16 protein-coding genes are annotated in these 17,839 nt (G+C 39.6%); 13 read left to right on the top strand and 3 right to left on the bottom strand.

Going from position 1 to position 17,839, the window contains the following annotated elements; all coding sequences use genetic code 11:
• Positions 1-26: 26 nt before the first annotated feature.
• Complete coding sequence (locus B3P16_RS17670; protein ID WP_070564477.1) at positions 27-1,259, bottom strand: MFS transporter; 1,233 nt, start codon at positions 1,257-1,259, stop codon at positions 27-29.
• A gap of 91 nt (positions 1,260-1,350) precedes the next feature.
• On the opposite strand from B3P16_RS17670, the gene B3P16_RS17665 reads away from it, so the two are divergent.
• The 9 genes from B3P16_RS17665 to B3P16_RS17625 all read left to right on the top strand — a co-directional run bounded on the left by B3P16_RS17665 (position 1,351) and on the right by B3P16_RS17625 (position 10,758).
• A complete protein-coding gene (locus B3P16_RS17665) occupies positions 1,351-1,848 on the top strand; it encodes a PaaI family thioesterase (protein WP_070563819.1) in 498 nt (165 codons plus the stop codon).
• A gap of 40 nt (positions 1,849-1,888) precedes the next feature.
• Positions 1,889-2,311 carry a hypothetical protein gene (locus B3P16_RS17660; protein ID WP_070563816.1) on the top strand — a complete coding sequence of 141 codons (423 nt, stop codon included), beginning with the start codon at positions 1,889-1,891 and terminating at the stop codon, positions 2,309-2,311.
• A gap of 101 nt (positions 2,312-2,412) precedes the next feature.
• The gene (locus tag B3P16_RS17655) at positions 2,413-3,060 is read left to right on the top strand and encodes an SCO family protein (protein ID WP_070563813.1); all 648 of its coding nucleotides are present in this window, start codon (positions 2,413-2,415) and stop codon (positions 3,058-3,060) included.
• Position 3,061: 1 nt separating this feature from the next.
• Positions 3,062-3,481: a c-type cytochrome gene (locus B3P16_RS17650; RefSeq protein WP_070563810.1), complete on the top strand. Its 420-nt coding sequence runs from the start codon at positions 3,062-3,064 to the stop codon at positions 3,479-3,481.
• A 219-nt stretch (positions 3,482-3,700) separates the two neighbouring features.
• A complete protein-coding gene (locus B3P16_RS17645; protein ID WP_053003616.1) occupies positions 3,701-4,288 on the top strand; it encodes a TetR/AcrR family transcriptional regulator in 588 nt (195 codons plus the stop codon).
• Positions 4,289-4,296: 8 nt separating this feature from the next.
• A complete protein-coding gene (locus B3P16_RS17640; protein WP_046673553.1) occupies positions 4,297-5,622 on the top strand; it encodes a TolC family protein in 1,326 nt (441 codons plus the stop codon).
• A 26-nt stretch (positions 5,623-5,648) separates the two neighbouring features.
• A complete protein-coding gene (locus B3P16_RS17635) occupies positions 5,649-6,806 on the top strand; it encodes an efflux RND transporter periplasmic adaptor subunit (protein ID WP_286843754.1) in 1,158 nt (385 codons plus the stop codon).
• 38 nt (positions 6,807-6,844) lie between these two features.
• Complete coding sequence (locus B3P16_RS17630; RefSeq protein WP_070563807.1) at positions 6,845-10,015, top strand: efflux RND transporter permease subunit; 3,171 nt, start codon at positions 6,845-6,847, stop codon at positions 10,013-10,015.
• Positions 10,016-10,146: 131 nt separating this feature from the next.
• Positions 10,147-10,758 carry an HAD family hydrolase gene (locus B3P16_RS17625; RefSeq protein WP_286843752.1) on the top strand — a complete coding sequence of 204 codons (612 nt, stop codon included), beginning with the start codon at positions 10,147-10,149 and terminating at the stop codon, positions 10,756-10,758.
• 80 nt (positions 10,759-10,838) lie between these two features.
• Here B3P16_RS17625 and B3P16_RS17620 read toward each other — a convergent pair whose 3' ends face one another.
• Together B3P16_RS17620 and B3P16_RS17615 are read right to left on the bottom strand one after the other, a co-directional pair.
• Complete coding sequence (locus B3P16_RS17620; protein WP_070568854.1) at positions 10,839-12,200, bottom strand: hypothetical protein; 1,362 nt, start codon at positions 12,198-12,200, stop codon at positions 10,839-10,841.
• A 14-nt stretch (positions 12,201-12,214) separates the two neighbouring features.
• Complete coding sequence (locus tag B3P16_RS17615) at positions 12,215-12,820, bottom strand: RNA polymerase sigma factor (RefSeq protein ID WP_046673558.1); 606 nt, start codon at positions 12,818-12,820, stop codon at positions 12,215-12,217.
• A gap of 325 nt (positions 12,821-13,145) precedes the next feature.
• Here B3P16_RS17615 and lysS point away from each other — a divergent pair, with 325 nt between their 5' ends.
• The 4 genes from lysS (at position 13,146) to B3P16_RS17595 (ending at position 17,839) form a co-directional block, all read left to right on the top strand.
• Positions 13,146-14,864 carry a lysine--tRNA ligase gene (lysS, locus tag B3P16_RS17610; RefSeq protein WP_070568858.1) on the top strand — a complete coding sequence of 573 codons (1,719 nt, stop codon included), beginning with the start codon at positions 13,146-13,148 and terminating at the stop codon, positions 14,862-14,864.
• 207 nt (positions 14,865-15,071) lie between these two features.
• Positions 15,072-16,127, top strand: a complete 1,056-nt coding sequence (locus B3P16_RS17605) for a patatin-like phospholipase family protein (RefSeq protein WP_286770452.1) — start codon at positions 15,072-15,074, stop codon at positions 16,125-16,127.
• Between the two features lie 31 nt (positions 16,128-16,158).
• Positions 16,159-17,391 carry a nucleoside recognition domain-containing protein gene (locus B3P16_RS17600; protein ID WP_046673561.1) on the top strand — a complete coding sequence of 411 codons (1,233 nt, stop codon included), beginning with the start codon at positions 16,159-16,161 and terminating at the stop codon, positions 17,389-17,391.
• A gap of 67 nt (positions 17,392-17,458) precedes the next feature.
• Positions 17,459-17,839 carry a methylglyoxal synthase gene (locus tag B3P16_RS17595; protein ID WP_046673562.1) on the top strand — a complete coding sequence of 127 codons (381 nt, stop codon included), beginning with the start codon at positions 17,459-17,461 and terminating at the stop codon, positions 17,837-17,839.

Here is a 17,839-nt window from a genome sequence, read left to right as displayed (position 1 = left end):
GGACGAAAAAAATAGCTATTTATTGACTACTCTTCCAGGTAGTCTAAATCTTTATCAAAGCTTTCTTCTAACTGGGTCAACGAATAAATTGCTATACCCGAAAGAACGACAACCATTGTAATTGCTGCTGGCACAATTCCAAATGCATTTACTAGAAGTCCATATAGCATTGTTGACGGAATGAGTGCACCCCGTACAAAATTGGGGGCCGTCGTTGCGACAGTTGCTCTAAGATTTGTACCAAATTGTTCCGCTGAGATAGTCACAAAGGTTGCCCAATACCCTACTCCTAAGCCCATTATAAAGGCAAGGCTTAAAAACTTCGTCGCTGTAATACCATCACTCAATAAATACCATAGTGAGCTTCCAATGATAATTAATTGACATATAAACACCACTTTTTTGCGGGATTTTAAAATCTGTGCGAATATTCCTGCCAGTACATCCCCGATAGAAATACCGATATAGGTAAACATCACCCCTTGACCAGCACTCAGTGTACCTGCAGCCCCCAAGGCCTTGCCGATCTCCGGAGCTTGAGTAACCAAAACACCGACAACAAACCAGATTGGAAGACCAATGCATAGACAGTTGACATACCGTTTTAAGCGGCTTTTATTTGTGAAAAGCATGCGAATATCCCCTTTCACAACACCCGATTTATCTTGCTCCTTAAATAATCCTGATTCAAAAGAGCCAATGCGCAACAATAGCAACAGTAAGCCCATTCCACCACCGACAAAGTAGGCCGTCCGCCAGTCAAATTCTTCCGAGACAAAATAGGCCAATATAGCGCCTAAAACACCGACACCGGCAACCAACATGGTCCCATAACCGCGTTTTGATTTATGCATACTTTCAGAAACCAGGGTAATTCCCGCCCCCAGTTCTCCGGCCAAACCAACGCCCGCTATAAAACGAATAATACCATACATAAGCACATCATGTACAAAACCATTTGCAATATTCGCTACAGAGTATAAAAGAATCGATCCAAAAAGCACTTTTAAACGTCCAAATTTATCCCCTATAATCCCCCAAAGAATTCCACCCAACAGCAAACCGCCCATTTGCATATTGAGCACAAATTCACCTTTTACCCGCATCTCTTCCGCAGGGACGCCAATATCAGTGAAGGACTGAATACGGACGATGGAGAAAATAATCAAATCGTAGATATCGACGAAATAGCCCAGTGACGCAATCATAACCAGTAACCACACTTTTTTATTGGGTTGTTTTTCTTTTATTGTTGACATTTTAGGTTTTTTGATCTGTAAAAATACCATAGTGAAGCTATAAAACCAAGATTTCGAAAAATAATCCGACACATTGTTTTATTTTTGCATCATGAGATATAGTCCACTTGCCTTAACATGGCTATTACGTATTTACCCGCCCTTTCTATTTCAAGGAATCTGGGTAAAAAAAATTAGTCCTGGCTTCCAAGGTGCCAAAGTAAAAATATATAAAACACCATTCAACATCAATACCAACAAAACACTCTTTGGTGGAACAATCTTTTCTGCAGCAGACCCCATCTTCCCTATCCTAATCGACCAATACCTTCAAAAAATTGGCTTTAAGAAAACCGTTGCTTGGTTAAAATCATCACAGATCACCTTTAAGAAACCCGGCAAAACCAGCGTGGAATATTCTGTGCAACTCTCAGAGGAAATCCTTGAAGAATGTGCCCATATTATCCGCACAAAAGGCAAAGTAGTTAAGGATTTTACCCTGGAAATTAAAGATAAGTCTGGTGACCTCTGTGCCACGGTACGTTGTGAAACCTATATTCGTGACTTGAATTTTACATTCCCTTCCAGAAATCGAAATATTGAGCCATAAGAAATTAATATATTTGTCCAATTACCAAAAAACATAAAACATGAATAAAATCGCGTTTGTAGCTATCGCATCCTTGGCAATAGCAGCATGTGGAACCCAGGGAAATGGTGCAACAGGTGTAAAAGCCCTGCAAGATTCAACTATTAAGATACATGATGAAATTATGCCTCAAATCGCTCATTTCGACCGCGATGTTGTTAAGATAGATTCTATTTTGGCAAATTTAAAAAACCTAAAAACAACTAAGGCTGATTTAGACACCAATTTAACAAGAAAAGAGCTAAGCACATTGAAAGCTAATTTAGAAAGTGCTACAGACCATATGATGGACTGGATGAAAGGATATAACCCAGATTCAACAGATGTTAAATATTTTGAAACAGAGCTTCAAAAAGTAAGTGATATGAAAAAAATATTTGATAATGTTGCTAAAGAAAGCCAAGACAAATTAAAGAATTTTTAAATCCAAAAATTCAAATAACACAGTCCGCCCCTCTTTAGGTTAACATTAAGTTGTTCGTGTAAAGATGGAATCAAGCTTTAACAAACAAAACTATTAAATACATGAGATCCATAACTAAATTTTACTGCGCAACTGGTCTTTTACTCGGTTTATTTTCCTGTAAAAACAATAGCCAGACAAGCTTACCCATCTATGGCGAAAGAGAAGCTGTAGAAAAAACAGTTGATGGAAAACAAATCGTAGATACAGTCTATCATACTATTCCGCCTTTTAAACTGCTCAATCAGGATAGTACAATGATTTCAGACAAAGATTTTGAGGGTAAAGTATATATCGCCAACTTCTTCTTTACCCATTGTCCAAGTATCTGTCCAACGATGAATCGCAACCTATTAAAGATATACCAGCAATACAAGGATAATGAAGAAGTTCGTTTCCTGTCCCATAGTATAGACTTTAAATACGATCAACCCTACGTACTGAAAGATTATGCCAATAAATTGGGTGTAACCAATAATCACTGGCAATTTGTTTCGGGGACTAAAGCAGAAATATATGGTCTAGCCAATCAATACCTGGTTTATACCGCTGAAGATAAAAATGCGCCTGGAGGTTACGATCATCAGGGGTACCTTGTCTTAATAGACAAAGATAAGCGAATTCGGGGCGCCTACGACGGTACAAATGATGAGCAAGTAAAAAAACTGATGAACGACTTACCTTTACTCTTGAGCAAGGATAAAAAATAACATGCACATTCTCTTAAAAACAGGTATAACAATTGGTGCTATTTTAGCGGTCTTGATAAGCTGTCAGCATGAAGTTGATATCAAAACTGCGCAATATGCGGTCAACGGTCAAAAGGTATACCGAACACATTGTCAAAATTGTCATGGAGAGAAAGGTGAAGGATTGGGCAATCTCTATCCGCCCCTAACCGATACCACCTTTCTGCAAACTCATCGTCAAGATCTTGCTTGCATCATCAAGCACGGAACTTCTGGTGAACTTGAAGTTGCGGGTAAAAAGTTTAATAATACCATGCCCGCTTCAAATCTTTCCGCAATTGATATCGCTTATGTATTAACCTATATCAATACCAAGATCAACAAAGGGAAAAATTTATATCCTTTGGAAGATGTTGAGAAAAGTTTAAAAGGTTGCAAATAGAAAAGCGGTGATTNNAATCACCGCTTTTCTATTTGCGATCCTTCACCTCTACCTCCCCTCCACCGATCAAAAAAAATAAAAATACGAAAACAATTTCATCTCTTTTTCCTTATTGTATTATTGATTCAAATCGTTTTATATTTATTGATTTATAACAATATTCTGACATTTTGGATCCAAATTAATCGTTAATTTTGCAACCGAATGAACGTTCGATTGATGAATTCCAATGAAAAAATTGCGGCAGTATTTGCCAGCACACTAAAACTTATACAAACAAACGGCTTCCATGGAACGCCGATGAGCAAAATCGCACAAGAGTCTGATGTAGCAATTGGGACTATCTACCATTATTTCCCGTCAAAAGACGATCTAATTTTTGGTTTGTTCAAACATTGTAGAACACTACTCAATGAGTATATTTTTGATGGTATAAAAGATGATTTCGACTATAAAGACTCATTTTTTCATATTTGGCGCAACTTTGTCAAGTTCTATCTAGAGAACGGGCACATCTTTAGTTTTTTTGAGCAGTTTTTTTCCTCTCCTTATTACGAGAAGAACAAAGCTGAGATACAAGAACCTGTGGGGGGGCAAAACAAAGTTGTTGATTTTTTACAGGAAGGCATTGATCGAAAAATTTTGAAGCAGGTAGATGTCCATCTTTTGGTGGCAAGTTACATTGGCGTGGCACTATCAACTGTTCACAGCATCAAATTTAAAGATCTCAAGTTTTCCGAACAAAATGTGGAGGACTTAATGGGGATTATTTGGGATGGGGCTATTAATAGAGAAAAAAATAATTAATTACATATATGAAGTTTAATAAAATCGTTTATTCCTTAGCGGCCCTATCGCTTTTGAGTAATACAGGATTTGCACAACAGCAATCTGAAAACTTGCCGGCAAATGCAACACTTCAGCAGCTGATTGATTACGCCTTACGTAATCAAATCGCTGTAAAACAAGCGCAATTGGACGAGACCATCGGTGAAAAGGATATTGACATCTCTCTTTCAGGTTGGTATCCACAATTGGGTCTAAAAGGAAGTTATAATTATAATGTCATTGTTCCATTAGCAAATATTGGCGGAAATAATATCAAAATGGGGCAGAACAATGCAAGTGCATTAACGCTTCAAGCGGATCAACAGATCCTAAATCCAGAGCTAATGCAGGCGAAGAAAGCGGCAGAATTGGTACGTCTTGGCAATAAACAAAATACGGAGAACAAAAAGATCACCGCTGTTGTAGAGGTCAGCAAAGCCTATTATGATATCCTAACTTCGGAAGAGCAGATCAAGATTGTACGAGAAAATATCGCTCGCCTCCAAAAACAATTGAAAGATGCAAAATCTCAATACGATGTGGGCTTAGTCGATAAGACCGACTATAAGCGAGCACAAATTGCTTTGGCAAATTCGAATGCAGACGAGAAAAGAACGGTTGAGCTTCGCAAATATAAATACGAATACCTCAAACAATTGCTAGCTTTGGATAAAAGCAAAAATTTGACGCTATCCTTTGACAATAGCAATATGGAATCAGAAATTTTGTTAGACACAACTGCTGGAATAAATGTCTCTAATCGAATTGAATTCCAACAATTGGAAACATCCAAAAAAATCCAGCAGTTGAGCACGCAATACTATAAATGGACATATTTACCAAGTGTAAGTGCTTTTTATAATTACGCTTTCAACTATCGAAATGATAAATTTAGTAAACTTTACTCCGATAATTTCCCGGGTTCAGTTGCCGGCCTAAATGTTTCTTTTTCAATTTTCGACGGATTTAAACGTAAAAAACAAATCAATAAGTCCAGATTGCAGGAAGAAAGAATTGACTGGGACATCAAAAATTTAGAAAATAGCATTAACACAGAGTATTCGCTGGCAAGAGCAACCTATAATGCTAACTTAAATGATTGGAAAACAGCTAAAGAAAATGTGGAACTCTCCAAAGAAGTATACGAGACCATCAAACTTCAATATGACGAAGGTATCAAAACTTACCTCGATCTAATGACAGCAGAAACTGATCTCAAAACAACGCAACTTAATTATTTGAACTCCCTCTATGCACTATTATCAAGTAAATTAGATGTTCAGAAAGCAGTTGGGGCAATCCACACAAATTAATTAATAAACGGAAACTAATACAAATCATGAATAAAAGACAATTATTATTCGCTTTCTTCCTTGGGACGGCATTAGTATGGACCTCTTGTGGAAATAAGGATGCAAAAAAGCAAGGTGCAGCACAGGCTCAGGCTGAAAAAGTTGTTCCTGTCAGCTTTGGCGTAGCATCACATGAGATTGTTACAGGTACAATCAGCTATCCAGCAACAGTCAAACCGTTGAACGAAGCAGATCTATATGCGGAAGTAAGCGGCTATATCACCAAAATATATGTTTCTGACGGCGCAGTAGTTTCCGCAGGACAAGCGCTTTATGAAATTGATGGAACACGCTACAATGCGGCTGTCCAACAAGCTAAAGCAAGCTTACAGGTAGCACTAACGGATTTGGACCGCCAAAAAAGAGATCTAGCGCGCTACCAAACATTAGCCGATAAAGATGCGATTGCGAAGCAGGTATTTGACAATGCAGTTTCGAATGTAGCCGCTTCGCAGGCACAGGTAGAGTCTGCTCGTGCAGCTTTGGTCACCGCGAATACAAACTTATCGCGTTCGACCATTCGGGCTCCTTTTAGTGGTACCGTAGGAATATCACAGGTACGTTTGGGCGCCTTGGTCAATCCAGGTACGACCCTATTGAATACCTTGTCTTCAACTAGCCCAATAGCTGTTGAATTTCAGGTAAATGAAAAGGATATTACCAAATTTACCCAACTGCAAAGTAGCCATTCATCATCGGATCTTTCTCTTGTATTGCCAAATGGAAGTACGTATGAAGGTAAAGGAACAATCACAACCATCGACCGCGCAGTTGACCCTGCAACCGGGACGATCAAAGTGCGCGCTACTTTCCCCAACAATGCCAACGAATTGCGGGCCGGTATGAATATTACGATGAATGTATCGACAACCTCAGCTACGGAAGAAGTTGTGGTTCCTTACAAAGCCGTTTTCGAACAGCTTGGCGTATTTAACCTCTATACCGTAAATGATAGCAGTAAAGCTGAAATTCGCCAAGTAAAATTAGGTATTAAAGCCGGTGACAAAATTGTGATCAAAGAAGGTGTTAAAGATGGTGAGAAAATCGTTGTCGATGGTGCCATGAATGTCCAAAATGGAGTTAAAGTAGTTGACGCTGCTGTCGCTGCCCAACAGGCTGCAAAAGGCGCACCTCAAGGAAAATAACACCATTAATTTTTTAAAGAGAATCTAAAAGATATAGAATGATTTCAGAAGTATTTATTAAGAGGCCAGTTACCGCAATCGTTATTTCGATATTGATTTCAATTATCGGGATCATTGCAGTATCCACGTTGCCAATTAGCCAGTATCCTTCTATTGCACCTCCAACAGTAACGGTTACGGCCAATTACACCGGAGCTGATGCACAGACGGTTGAACAAACCGTGACAACTCTTATCGAGAGTCAGATCAATGGTACACCTGGCATGATTTATATGTCGTCCAATAGTACGTCAAATGGTCAAGCAACAATTACGGTGACATTTGAAGTAGGTACGGATATCGATATTGCGACCTTAGACGTACAAAACCGTGTGGGAATCGCTGAACCAGCCCTTCCGGAAGCGGTAAGACGTTTGGGGATTACAACCCGTAAAGCCAATAACGATATCTTGATGTTGGTTGCTTTAACTTCACCAAAAGGAACTAGAAGTGAAAATTTCTTGGCCAATTACAACAACTTATACGTTAAAGATGCACTTTTGCGTGTGAAAGGCGTCGGTGATGTAACGGCTTTCGGGCAACCATTCTCGATGCGCGTGTGGCTTGACGCAAATAAATTAGCCAACCTGAGCATGACTCCTGCTGATGTATCCACAGCAATTGCCGAACAAAACTCCCGTATACCTGGTGGTAGCGTTGGTGGACGTCCACAAGAGTCTTCGACGGTATTTGAATATCCGATCATTACCGATAGTGATCTTTCAAATCCCGAGGACTTTGAAAACATCGTTGTAAAAACCAATAAAGATGGATCTATCGTACTCTTAAAGGATGTTGCGCGTGTTGAATTGGGTCAATTTAATTATGGTACATCATCTACCGTAAATGGTATGACTTCATCTGCGATGATGATCAATCAAACCCCAGGAGGAAATGCCGTAGAATCCGCAAAAGGTATTGTCGATGCTTTGGAAAAATTAAAGAAATCTTTTCCAACGGATGTAGATTATACGATCAGTTATGAGACGGTGTCGGTTGTGAATGCCTCTATTTCTTCGGTTATCCACACCTTGGTTGAAGCATTGATTCTGGTAACGGTCGTGGTATTTTTCTTCCTTCAAAGCTGGAGAGCAACATTAATTCCCGTACTGGCAATCCCCGTATCCATCATCGGTACTTTCATCTTCTTCCTAATGTTTGGCTTTTCGGTCAACAACCTGACCATGCTTGCCTTTGTATTGGCCATCGGTATTGTGGTGGATGATGCCATCGTTGTGGTGGAAGCCGTCCAGCACTATATTGACCATTATAAACTGGATGCAAAAGAAGCGACACGTCGTGCCATGGGCGATATCACTGCTCCGGTTATTGCAATTGCATTAATTTTGGCTGCGGTATTCGTTCCGGTTGGTTTTATCCCTGGAATGGTTGGTAAATTATATCAACAGTTTGCAATCACCATTGCAGTATCCGTTATGCTGTCTGCATTTATCGCACTTTCGTTAACCCCAGCATTATGTTCAATTTTATTAAAGCCGACAGCAGTACATGAAGGCGCTAAAGGTTTGAATAAATTTTTCTACAAATTTAATATTTGGTTTGAAAAAGTGACCATCAGGTACTCAAATGGTGTAAAACAGGCTATCAAAAAAGCACCACTGGTATTGATTATTCTGTTATGTATTTTTATCGGAACAGGCTGGATGTTTACAACCAAACCAACTGGATTTATTCCTTCAGAGGATGGTGGTGCATTTTTCGCCGGTATTACATTGCCAGAAGGTTCTTCTTCTGCGCGTACAAATGAAGTTCTTAAAGAGATTGAAGCCGATCTACACAAGACATTTCCAGAAATCAAGTATGTTACTGCAATTTCCGGTATCAATATTTTGAACCGCGCGTTTAAATCCAATGGTGCAACAGTGTTCGTTTCGCTTAAACCTTGGGAAACCCGTACACGCACGGCAAACGATATCGCTGGTATGATTATGGGTAAATACCAGGGCTATACCAAAGCAAGGGTGTTGGCGGTAACGCCACCAGCAATTCCGGGTCTAGGTACATCTGGAGGTTTCTCTATGCAGGTACAGGATTTACAGACGGTAAATATCAAAGATTTCGAAGCGACAGTCGGCAAATTCTTGATGGCTGCCAACCAACGTCCAGAAATTGGAATGGCTTATACCCTATTTAATACCAACTCTCCCAACTACAAATTGGAAGTGAACCGCGAACAGGCAAAACGCATGGGCGTGCCTATCTCCAGTATTTATTCGACGATATCATCCTATTTGGGTAGTAGCTATGTGAATGATTTTACAAAGTATGGTCGTAGTTACCGTGTCGTCACACAAGCTGATATCCCGTACCGTATGAATATTGAAGACATCAACAAATTGTATGTCAATAATGTGTCGGGAAACCCTGTACCTATGGGTACGCTGGTTAAGTATGAATTGATGACTATGCCTTCGATCATCAATCACTACAATATCTTTAGAAGTATCGAGATCAATGGTAGTTCGGCCCCTGGTTACTCATCAGGAGATGCTTTGAAAGCCTTACAAGAAGTAGCTGCACAAACATTACCAGAAGGTTTTGACTATCAGTTCTCCGGTCTGTCGCTGCAAGAGATGCAATCGGGATCAAAAACTGTCCAAATTTTTGCGTTGTGTATCCTGTTTGTGTTCTTGCTTTTAGCCGCATTATACGAAAGTTGGTCTGTACCATTCTCTATTTTATTATCTGTTCCTTTAGGTGTATTTGGGGCCATATTAACCCTAACATTAATCCCTACATTGGATAATAACATCTATGCACAGATTGGTCTGGTCACCATCATTGGACTTGCTGCCAAGAATGCGATTCTAATTGTGGAGTTTGCTAAGGAACGGGTTGATATCGGGATGAACCTTTATGAAGCGACATTAGATGCTGTAAAATTGCGTCTACGCCCAATTATCATGACGTCCTTTGCCTTCATCTTGGGGATTATTCCATTAATGCTATCTCATGGAGCTGGAGCAATTTCTCGCCAAACAATCGGTTGGACGGTATTTGGTGGTATGACTGCAGCCACACTCCTAGCGATCTTTATCGTTCCGGTACTATTCGTTGTGATTACACGTATGGCATACGGTAAGAAAAAATTGGCTGAATTAGAAGCGAATTTCGATGAAGAGAAAGCGAAAAATTTAAGTTCACACTAATTATACGCTGCCTCTGTGAAGAATCCCCACGGAGCTAACAGCAAGAAGCCTTTCCTTGTAACAAGGGAAAGGCTTCTTTTTTGCTCGTCCAATTATATTTTTTTATTTTTACTGCTCACTATTAAAAGTATATGTCACCTGAATCACAACGAAAATTTGAATTACTAAACCTTCTTGCCGAATCCTACGACGCACTATTATTTGATGTCGATGGTACCCTGGCAGATAATATGGACGCACATAAACAAGCCTATAAAGCTGCAGCCAAACAATACGGAGTCGAGTTGGATGTCAATTTGATTGATGAAACTGCCGGATGGCCCACTGTGGCTGTTGCAGAGGAAATCAGCAAACGCTATGAGGTAGATTTCGATTATCAAGAATTTTCCACACTAAAGTCTACTATTTTTCGAGACGAGTATGTTTTCAAGACTAAGCCTGTAGATTACGTTGTTGAACATCTAAAATATCAGAAAGGTAAAAAACACATCGCTGCCGTTTCAGGAGGAACCAGAACAACCTTATCCATGACATTAACCACCATTGGTGTATGGGATGATTTGGAAATACTGGTTTGTGCTGGAGATACAGCTGAGGGAAAACCTTCACCACAACCCTTTCTTTTGGCAGCTGCTCAATTGAATATTGCTCCGGAAAGATGCCTGGTCTACGAAGACGGGACCCCTGGAGTTGAAGGTGCGAAAGCCGCAGGAATGGGTTGGGTTCGCGTTGATGAAATTTAATAAACCCCAATTTGCAGACTATAAAAAAAGCCGCAGTAAACTTCAAGCTTACTGCGGCTTTTTTTATAACATTATGCTATTTAAAAACTAGTAATTATTTTCACTCCCCCGTTGCTATAGTTCAAATCGGATGATTTCAAATTTCCGATTGGAGCTTTATAATAAGGCTCTACAGAAATGGATAATTTTCCAACTTTCTGTTTCCGACCAACTGAAAAATTAATAAAGCCGTTCACACCTTTATCATCAACATTTTTGTCTTGAGATTTTTGTCTGTACTCCGTATTATTTGTTTCATAGATCGTTGCCCGTTCCTGATCCAATACACCAACATAGGATACACCGACTGAGGTATAGAAATTCTTGTTTATCGCGTATCTAACATCCAATGGGATATCAACTGTTAGGATTTTACCTGAAACCCGTTCATTACTCTTTGCATCTTTTGCATCTGCTGCCCGCATCGCAAAGGAATTATTCAAATTCGATTGAGAAATATAATTTGGCGCATCTGCATTAAGAGAATTTGATCCCATTGCAGGAGTAATGGGTGAATTACCCGAAACAGCTCCATAATGTTGAATGGAAGCTCCTGAACGAAGACTTACTTTGCTCGAAATATTATAGGCTAGCGCGACCCCACCACCGAGCGTTATGCTTTCCGATGTAGAGGCTGGGGATACAAAAGCGCCCATTTCCCATTTTTTATCTTGAGGAATGTTCGTGTGAACAACACTAGTTCTTGTTCTCCCTTGTTGCGCATCATACAATTGCGCGAGTTTTACAGCGTCACGTTGCGTTTGATTAACAGGCGGGATTAGCCCTGAATTGGTCGATGCAATAACGGTTTTATTCGTCAACGTGTTATTTGTTGACGCGCTTGCCCGTTCCGCTTCATTATCAGGTACGCCAACCTGCGCTGAAAATGAATTATTTTTCAATTGCATGGACTGCAGTCTTCCTAAATCGGCTGATACAGTCACATCCTGCCCCTGCATTAATCGCCCAGCACCTAATATCAAGTGGTGATTACCCAAACTTTCTGTCGGATGAGCCGTTGGTACAGAATAGGTATAGGGCTTTTGCAGTGCTAATACCTCTGGACTTAAAGCCCTACCGCCCCTAATATCCGATAATGAACGCTGGATGGATTCTTTTAAATCTTTGTTGTCGCCTAACACATCTTCTCGTTCCGGCAGATGTGTTAACACTACTTCCGGTAAATCAGTCTCCACATTCTTCTTTAGCCCCCAATACCCCACACCAAAACACAATAACACGGCCGCAGCAGCACTCCAGTATTTCCAATTCGAAGAACGATGTGCTGAAACGCCATAACTTGAGGCAAATTTCTCCCAGGAACCTTCTTTATAAGGTAGTTCATGGTCCTTTAATTGTCCAATGATCTCTTCTATCAATTCCTTTTTCTTATTGTCTTTCATCGTAACAACACTATTTATCTTATTTCTTGAACTACGCCTGTATAATCCAAGTATAATTTTCTAAGTTTTTGTTTCGCTCGCGTCAGATAAGTCCTTGACGTACTATCTGGTATGTTAAGCATTTGGGCTATTTCATCATGCGAATAACCCTCAATTTCATAGAGATTAAAAATAGTTTTTTGAATTTCGGGGAGCTGATCGAGCAGACGCATAATCTCATTGACCTCTAGTCGACTGTCCAATTGTACTGCTGGAGTATGCATATCCCCTTCTCCCAAATCTTCAACCGAATAAAACTGCTTTTTACTTCGTAAAAAATCAATCGAAATATTGGCAGCAATTCGCCCTATCCAGGCTCTAAATGATTTTTCGAGATTTTCATCATCAATATCCCTATTAAATGATTCTAATTTCCGAAATACCCGAACAAAACTTTCATTTACAAGCTCTTCCGCGTCCACATCCTGTTTAACATAACGAATAATAATAGCCATGAGATAACCATAATACTTCTTATAAACGAAGGCCTTGCCGTCCTCACGATCGCGTAAGCAACGTTCTAAGGCATCCTGTAAAGATGATAGCTTCTTGTTATAAAAATATGACCGAATTATACCCACTTAAACCATTTAATTATTAAGTTTCAAACTTAGACAAATTGCCTTTCATATGCAATCAATAACATATGCCATGTAAACAATCTATCGAATTCTCCCTTTCAAGATGAACGTTTTTTTCGAGGAGATAACGAAATTAAAATTATAAAACTCAACATCAAATAGCCGAATGTCCCCTTGTAATAATATCACTATTTAACTATTTTTATCCATATAACGAAATGCCATTTCCTTTCGCTACAGCGTTTTCAAAAAAAATCCATAAAAAGAATTGAAAAAAATGGCTATTTTTGCGTGATTTTCACATTTTAAATATTATTCATACCGAATGAGTACTGTATTATCCGAACAGGAACAACTTAGAAGACAAGCGATGCAATCGTTGTTGGATATGGGAATTGATCCATTTCCAGCCAACGAATTTGTCGTCAATGCACATGCTGCTGATATTTTAGAAAATTACGATAGAGATAAATTGAATTATAAGAACATCACCATTGCGGGACGTATCATGAGTCGTCGTGTCATGGGTAGTGCTTCATTTTTTGAAATTCAAGACTCAACCGGACGTATTCAAGCTTATATAAAGCGTGACGATGTCTGTCCTGATGAGAATAAAGACCTTTACAATGTAGTTTTCAAAAAGCTATTGGATATTGGCGATATCGTTGGTATCAAAGGCTATGTCTTCACGACACAAACCGAGGCCATTGCAGTACACGTAGAAGAATTTACTGTTTTATCCAAATCGCTGCGCCCCCTACCTGTTGTTAAATCGGCAGAAGGTAAAACTTTTGATGCGTTTACAGATCCAGAACAACGCTATAGAATGCGTTATGTAGATTTGATCGTAAATCCAAGTAACAAAGACATATTTATCAAACGTACGAAGCTTTTCAATGCGATGCGTCAGTTCTTTAACGACGCTGGATATATGGAAGTAGAAACACCGGTCCTGCAATCCATCCCAGGCGGTGCTGCGGCACGTCCGTTCATCACGCATCATAATGCTTTAGATATTCCATTATATCTTCGTATCGCCAACGAGCTTTATCTAAAAAGACTAATCGTTGGTGGATTTGATGGTGTATACGAGTTTTCTAAAAACTTTCGTAACGAAGGAATGGACCGCACCCACAATCCGGAATTCACCGCAATGGAAATTTATGTAGCCTATAAAGACTACAACTGGATGATGAATTTTACAGAACGTTTGTTAGAACATTGTGCGTTGGCTGTAAATGGTACGACTGAAGCAACCTTCGGTGAACATAAAATTGACTTTAGAGCACCATATAAACGGATATCGATGACAGATTCCATTAAGGAATTCACTGGATTTGATATTACTGGAAAATCTGAAGAAGAAATCCGTATCGCTGCCAAAGGAATGGGCATCGATGTAAACGAAACCATGGGTAAAGGCAAACTGATTGATGAAATTTTCGGTGCAAAATGTGAAGGAAACTACATCCAGCCGACATTCATTACGGATTATCCAAAAGAAATGTCTCCTTTAACGAAGAAACACAGAGATAATCCTGATTTAACCGAGCGTTTTGAGCTGATGGTTTGTGGAAAAGAGATTGCCAATGCTTATTCAGAACTTAATGATCCAATTGATCAACGTGAACGATTTGAAGATCAATTACGTCTTTCTGAAAAAGGTGATGATGAAGCCATGTTTATAGATCAGGATTTCCTTCGTTCATTGGAATATGGAATGCCACCGACCTCTGGACTTGGAATCGGTATGGACCGTTTAATCATGTTCTTGACCGATAATGCGTCAATCCAAGAAGTTCTTTTCTTCCCACAAATGAGACCTGAAAAAGTCGTCAAAGTAGCAGAAGTAAAAGATTATGAAGAACAAGGTATTCCTGCAGCCTGGGTTCCCGCATTACAAAAAATGGGCTTTACAACCATTGAAGCTTTAAAAGAAGCCAATCCGAACAAGGTTTTTAATGACCTTGGTGGTATGCGTAAAAAACTTAAACTGGATATCAATATGCCAACGAAAGACGAAGTATTTGCTTGGTTTAATTAAATCGGTATTTATGCTAGCTAAAAAAGCTGTCTCAAATTTTATTGAGGCAGCTTTTTTTGTTTAGGGCAAATTTGTAAAAGTATTTACAAATAGATTCGCTATGCATTGAAGCACAGGATCGCTGACAATTGTCACCAATATATGACTCCTGCCAATTGTAGACATTTATTATATTTACATATCGTTAACTAAATCAATTTTTAGCTTATGAAGAATATTCTCGCGCTTGACGGCGGTGGTATCCGGGGTATCATTCCTGCAATGGTTCTTGTGGCTCTCGAAGAGAAGTTGCAAAAGCAGACGATGGATCCTAATGCACGGATTGCCTCCTACTTTGACTTTATTGCAGGTACAAGCAGCGGCGGAATTCTAACGAGCATTCTCTTGTATCCAGAAGAAGGCAATCCCGCGCATCCTAAATTTTCAGCTCGAGATGCGTTAAACTTATTCGTCAACCATGGAACTGAAATTTTCACGGCCTCCAAATGGCGTCGATTTCTGAGTGGATTTGGTCTGGTCAGTGAGCTGTATTCGTCGAATCCATTATCGAATGTCCTGGATGAATATTTTCAAAATGCACAATTGAGCCATCTTATCAAACCATGTATCATCACTGCATATAACATTGAATTACGGAAAAATCATTTTTTCAGGCAGCAAAAAGCAATTACGCATGGCGAAGCACGGGATTTCTACCTCAAAGACGTCTGCAAGGCGACATCCGCTGCGCCCACATTTTTTCCTGTTGCAGAGATCTATTCCCTTTCAAAAACAAGATATCCGTTGATTGATGGCGGTGTGTTTGCTCAAAACCCCTCCATATGTGGTTTACTTGAAGTTTTAAAGGCTTTTAACAGCACGCAGATAAACGACATGTTTATGGTATCCTTAGGTACGGGAATGTCAAAGACAGCTTATAACTACGAACATTTTAAGAAGAAACTTGCTATACAAATCGGCCCCGCTTTAGTTGACATTATGACAAGTGCATCTTCCGAGAGTACCGAATTTTTTATTCGGCAACTATTCCAAAATAATGGCAAGCAACAAAATTATCTGCGCATAGAGCCCTCCAACTTGTCTAGTATCAATGCGTCGCTAGATGCAGCCTCGCCCAATAATATACAGAAGTTGATTTCCCTATCCGATAAAATGATCAGTGAGCACGAGGATACATTGGATTATATCGTTGCACACCTCATTAAGGAAAAGAGTCAAAATAAGAAGAAAAATCCATGGAGCCAGTTGATGGATAAGTTCTAAAAGATTACTTTTACGCATATTTTAAATCTATATGGCATTAAACTACGTTTGGGTTGCATTTTTTTTAATCACATTTGCCGTAGCCCTTGTAAAACTAATCTTTTTCGGAGATACGGAAATCTTTCAGCAAATTGTAAATTCAATCTTTGACAGTGCAAAAACGGGGGCGGAAATCTCTTTAGGGCTGATCGGCATGATGAGTTTTGCCCTTGGAATTATGAAAATTGGCGAGAAAGGCGGTATGATCAATATTTTTGCAAAAATCGTGGGCCCTTTTTTCCATAAACTATTTCCGGAAATACCCAGAAATCATCCGGCACTTGGCTCAATTCTGATGAATTTCTCGGCTAATGCGTTGGGATTAGATAATGCGGCAACGCCATTGGGCCTTAAAGCGATGAAGGAACTCCAAGAGCTCAATCCCAATAAGGAAACCGCTACCAATGCACAGATCATGTTTATTGTGCTCAATGCATCTAGCTTAACCCTATTGCCTATTTCAATTATGGCTTATCGGAAGGAAGCTGGTGCTCCAGACCCTTCAGATGTATTTCTGCCAATTTTGATCGCAACCTTCTTTTCCACATTGGTGGCTTTGATTCTCGTTTCCATCTATCAAAAAATCAATTTATTTAACCGTGTAATTCTAGGATACCTGGGTGCAATGGGATTATTTATCGGCGGACTACTTTATTACTTTTCGGGACTGCAACAAACAGAAATTGAAATATTCAGCAAAGTGTTTGGTAATGTTATTTTATTCAGCTTATTTACCTCTTTCATAGGTTTGGCTCTTTTTCGTAAAGTAAATGTGTACGATTCATTTATTGAAGGTGCCAAAGAGGGCTTCGAAGTTTCTGTAAAAATAATCCCCTATCTTGTCGCCATGCTTGTTGGTATTGCGGTATTCAGAGCATCAGGAACGATGGACTATATGGTCGCTGGAATTTCCAAAGCCATCGCATTATGTGGTCTAGACACATCTTTTGTAGACGCTTTACCGGTAGCCTTTATGAAACCGCTCAGCGGCTCCGGTGCACGTGGACTTATGGTCGATTTGATGAATGCCAAAGGTCCAATGGACTTCGCAGCCAGGGTTGCTTGTGTTATACAAGGATCGACAGAAACTACTTTTTATGTCCTCGCCGTATATTTTGGTGCAGTGGGCATAAAACGTACTAGGCATGCTTTACCATGTGCATTATTAGCCGAATTAGCCGGTGTAATCGCAGCAATAATTATCTCATACATATTTTTTAAATAACATACTTATACTACAGAAAGGTCTGCTGTTATAACAATGTCAACTATTTACAAATTATTATATTGTGATGAAAAAAACAATCGCACTAATAGCCCACGACGGCAAAAAACCTGAAATGGTCGCATTTGTCAAAGACCACCAGGAATTATTGGAGCGCGCCAATATCATTGCCACAGGTACTACAGGCTCTTATGTCAGGCAGACAGGACTGCCTGTAGAATTGAAATTAAGTGGCCCCATGGGCGGTGATGCACAGATCGCAGCTTTAGCCGCCGAAAGAAAAGTGGACGGCATTATTTTCTTTCGCGATCCACTAGGAAAACATGCACATGAACCAGATATTCAAATGCTTATGCGTGTATGTGATCTTTACAATGTCCCTTTGGCAACAAATCCTGCAACTGGAAGCCTTATCATTGAAGGTCTATTAGAAGACGTTGAATCCTAA

Source organism: Sphingobacterium sp. UBA7631 (assembly GCF_002483935.1).
Classification (GTDB): Bacteria; Bacteroidota; Bacteroidia; order Sphingobacteriales; family Sphingobacteriaceae; genus Sphingobacterium; species Sphingobacterium multivorum.
The sequence above is the reverse complement of the archived record's forward strand: the minus strand, read 5'-3'. Positions and strand labels throughout refer to the sequence as shown.

Coding starts and splice junctions, on each gene's coding strand:
- B3P16_RS17670 (WP_070564477.1), bottom strand. CDS start 1,259: ATGTCAACAATAAAAGAAAAACAACCCAATAAAAAAGTGTGGTTACTG.
- B3P16_RS17630 (WP_070563807.1), top strand. CDS start 6,845: ATGATTTCAGAAGTATTTATTAAGAGGCCAGTTACCGCAATCGTTATT.
- B3P16_RS17605 (WP_286770452.1), top strand. CDS start 15,072: ATGAAGAATATTCTCGCGCTTGACGGCGGTGGTATCCGGGGTATCATT.
- B3P16_RS17640 (WP_046673553.1), top strand. CDS start 4,297: ATGAAGTTTAATAAAATCGTTTATTCCTTAGCGGCCCTATCGCTTTTG.
- B3P16_RS17665 (WP_070563819.1), top strand. CDS start 1,351: ATGAGATATAGTCCACTTGCCTTAACATGGCTATTACGTATTTACCCG.
- B3P16_RS17635 (WP_286843754.1), top strand. CDS start 5,649: ATGAATAAAAGACAATTATTATTCGCTTTCTTCCTTGGGACGGCATTA.
- B3P16_RS17650 (WP_070563810.1), top strand. CDS start 3,062: ATGCACATTCTCTTAAAAACAGGTATAACAATTGGTGCTATTTTAGCG.
- B3P16_RS17595 (WP_046673562.1), top strand. CDS start 17,459: ATGAAAAAAACAATCGCACTAATAGCCCACGACGGCAAAAAACCTGAA.
- B3P16_RS17655 (WP_070563813.1), top strand. CDS start 2,413: ATGAGATCCATAACTAAATTTTACTGCGCAACTGGTCTTTTACTCGGT.
- B3P16_RS17625 (WP_286843752.1), top strand. CDS start 10,147: ATGTCACCTGAATCACAACGAAAATTTGAATTACTAAACCTTCTTGCC.
- B3P16_RS17645 (WP_053003616.1), top strand. CDS start 3,701: ATGAATTCCAATGAAAAAATTGCGGCAGTATTTGCCAGCACACTAAAA.
- B3P16_RS17660 (WP_070563816.1), top strand. CDS start 1,889: ATGAATAAAATCGCGTTTGTAGCTATCGCATCCTTGGCAATAGCAGCA.
- lysS (WP_070568858.1), top strand. CDS start 13,146: ATGAGTACTGTATTATCCGAACAGGAACAACTTAGAAGACAAGCGATG.
- B3P16_RS17620 (WP_070568854.1), bottom strand. CDS start 12,200: ATGAAAGACAATAAGAAAAAGGAATTGATAGAAGAGATCATTGGACAA.
- B3P16_RS17600 (WP_046673561.1), top strand. CDS start 16,159: ATGGCATTAAACTACGTTTGGGTTGCATTTTTTTTAATCACATTTGCC.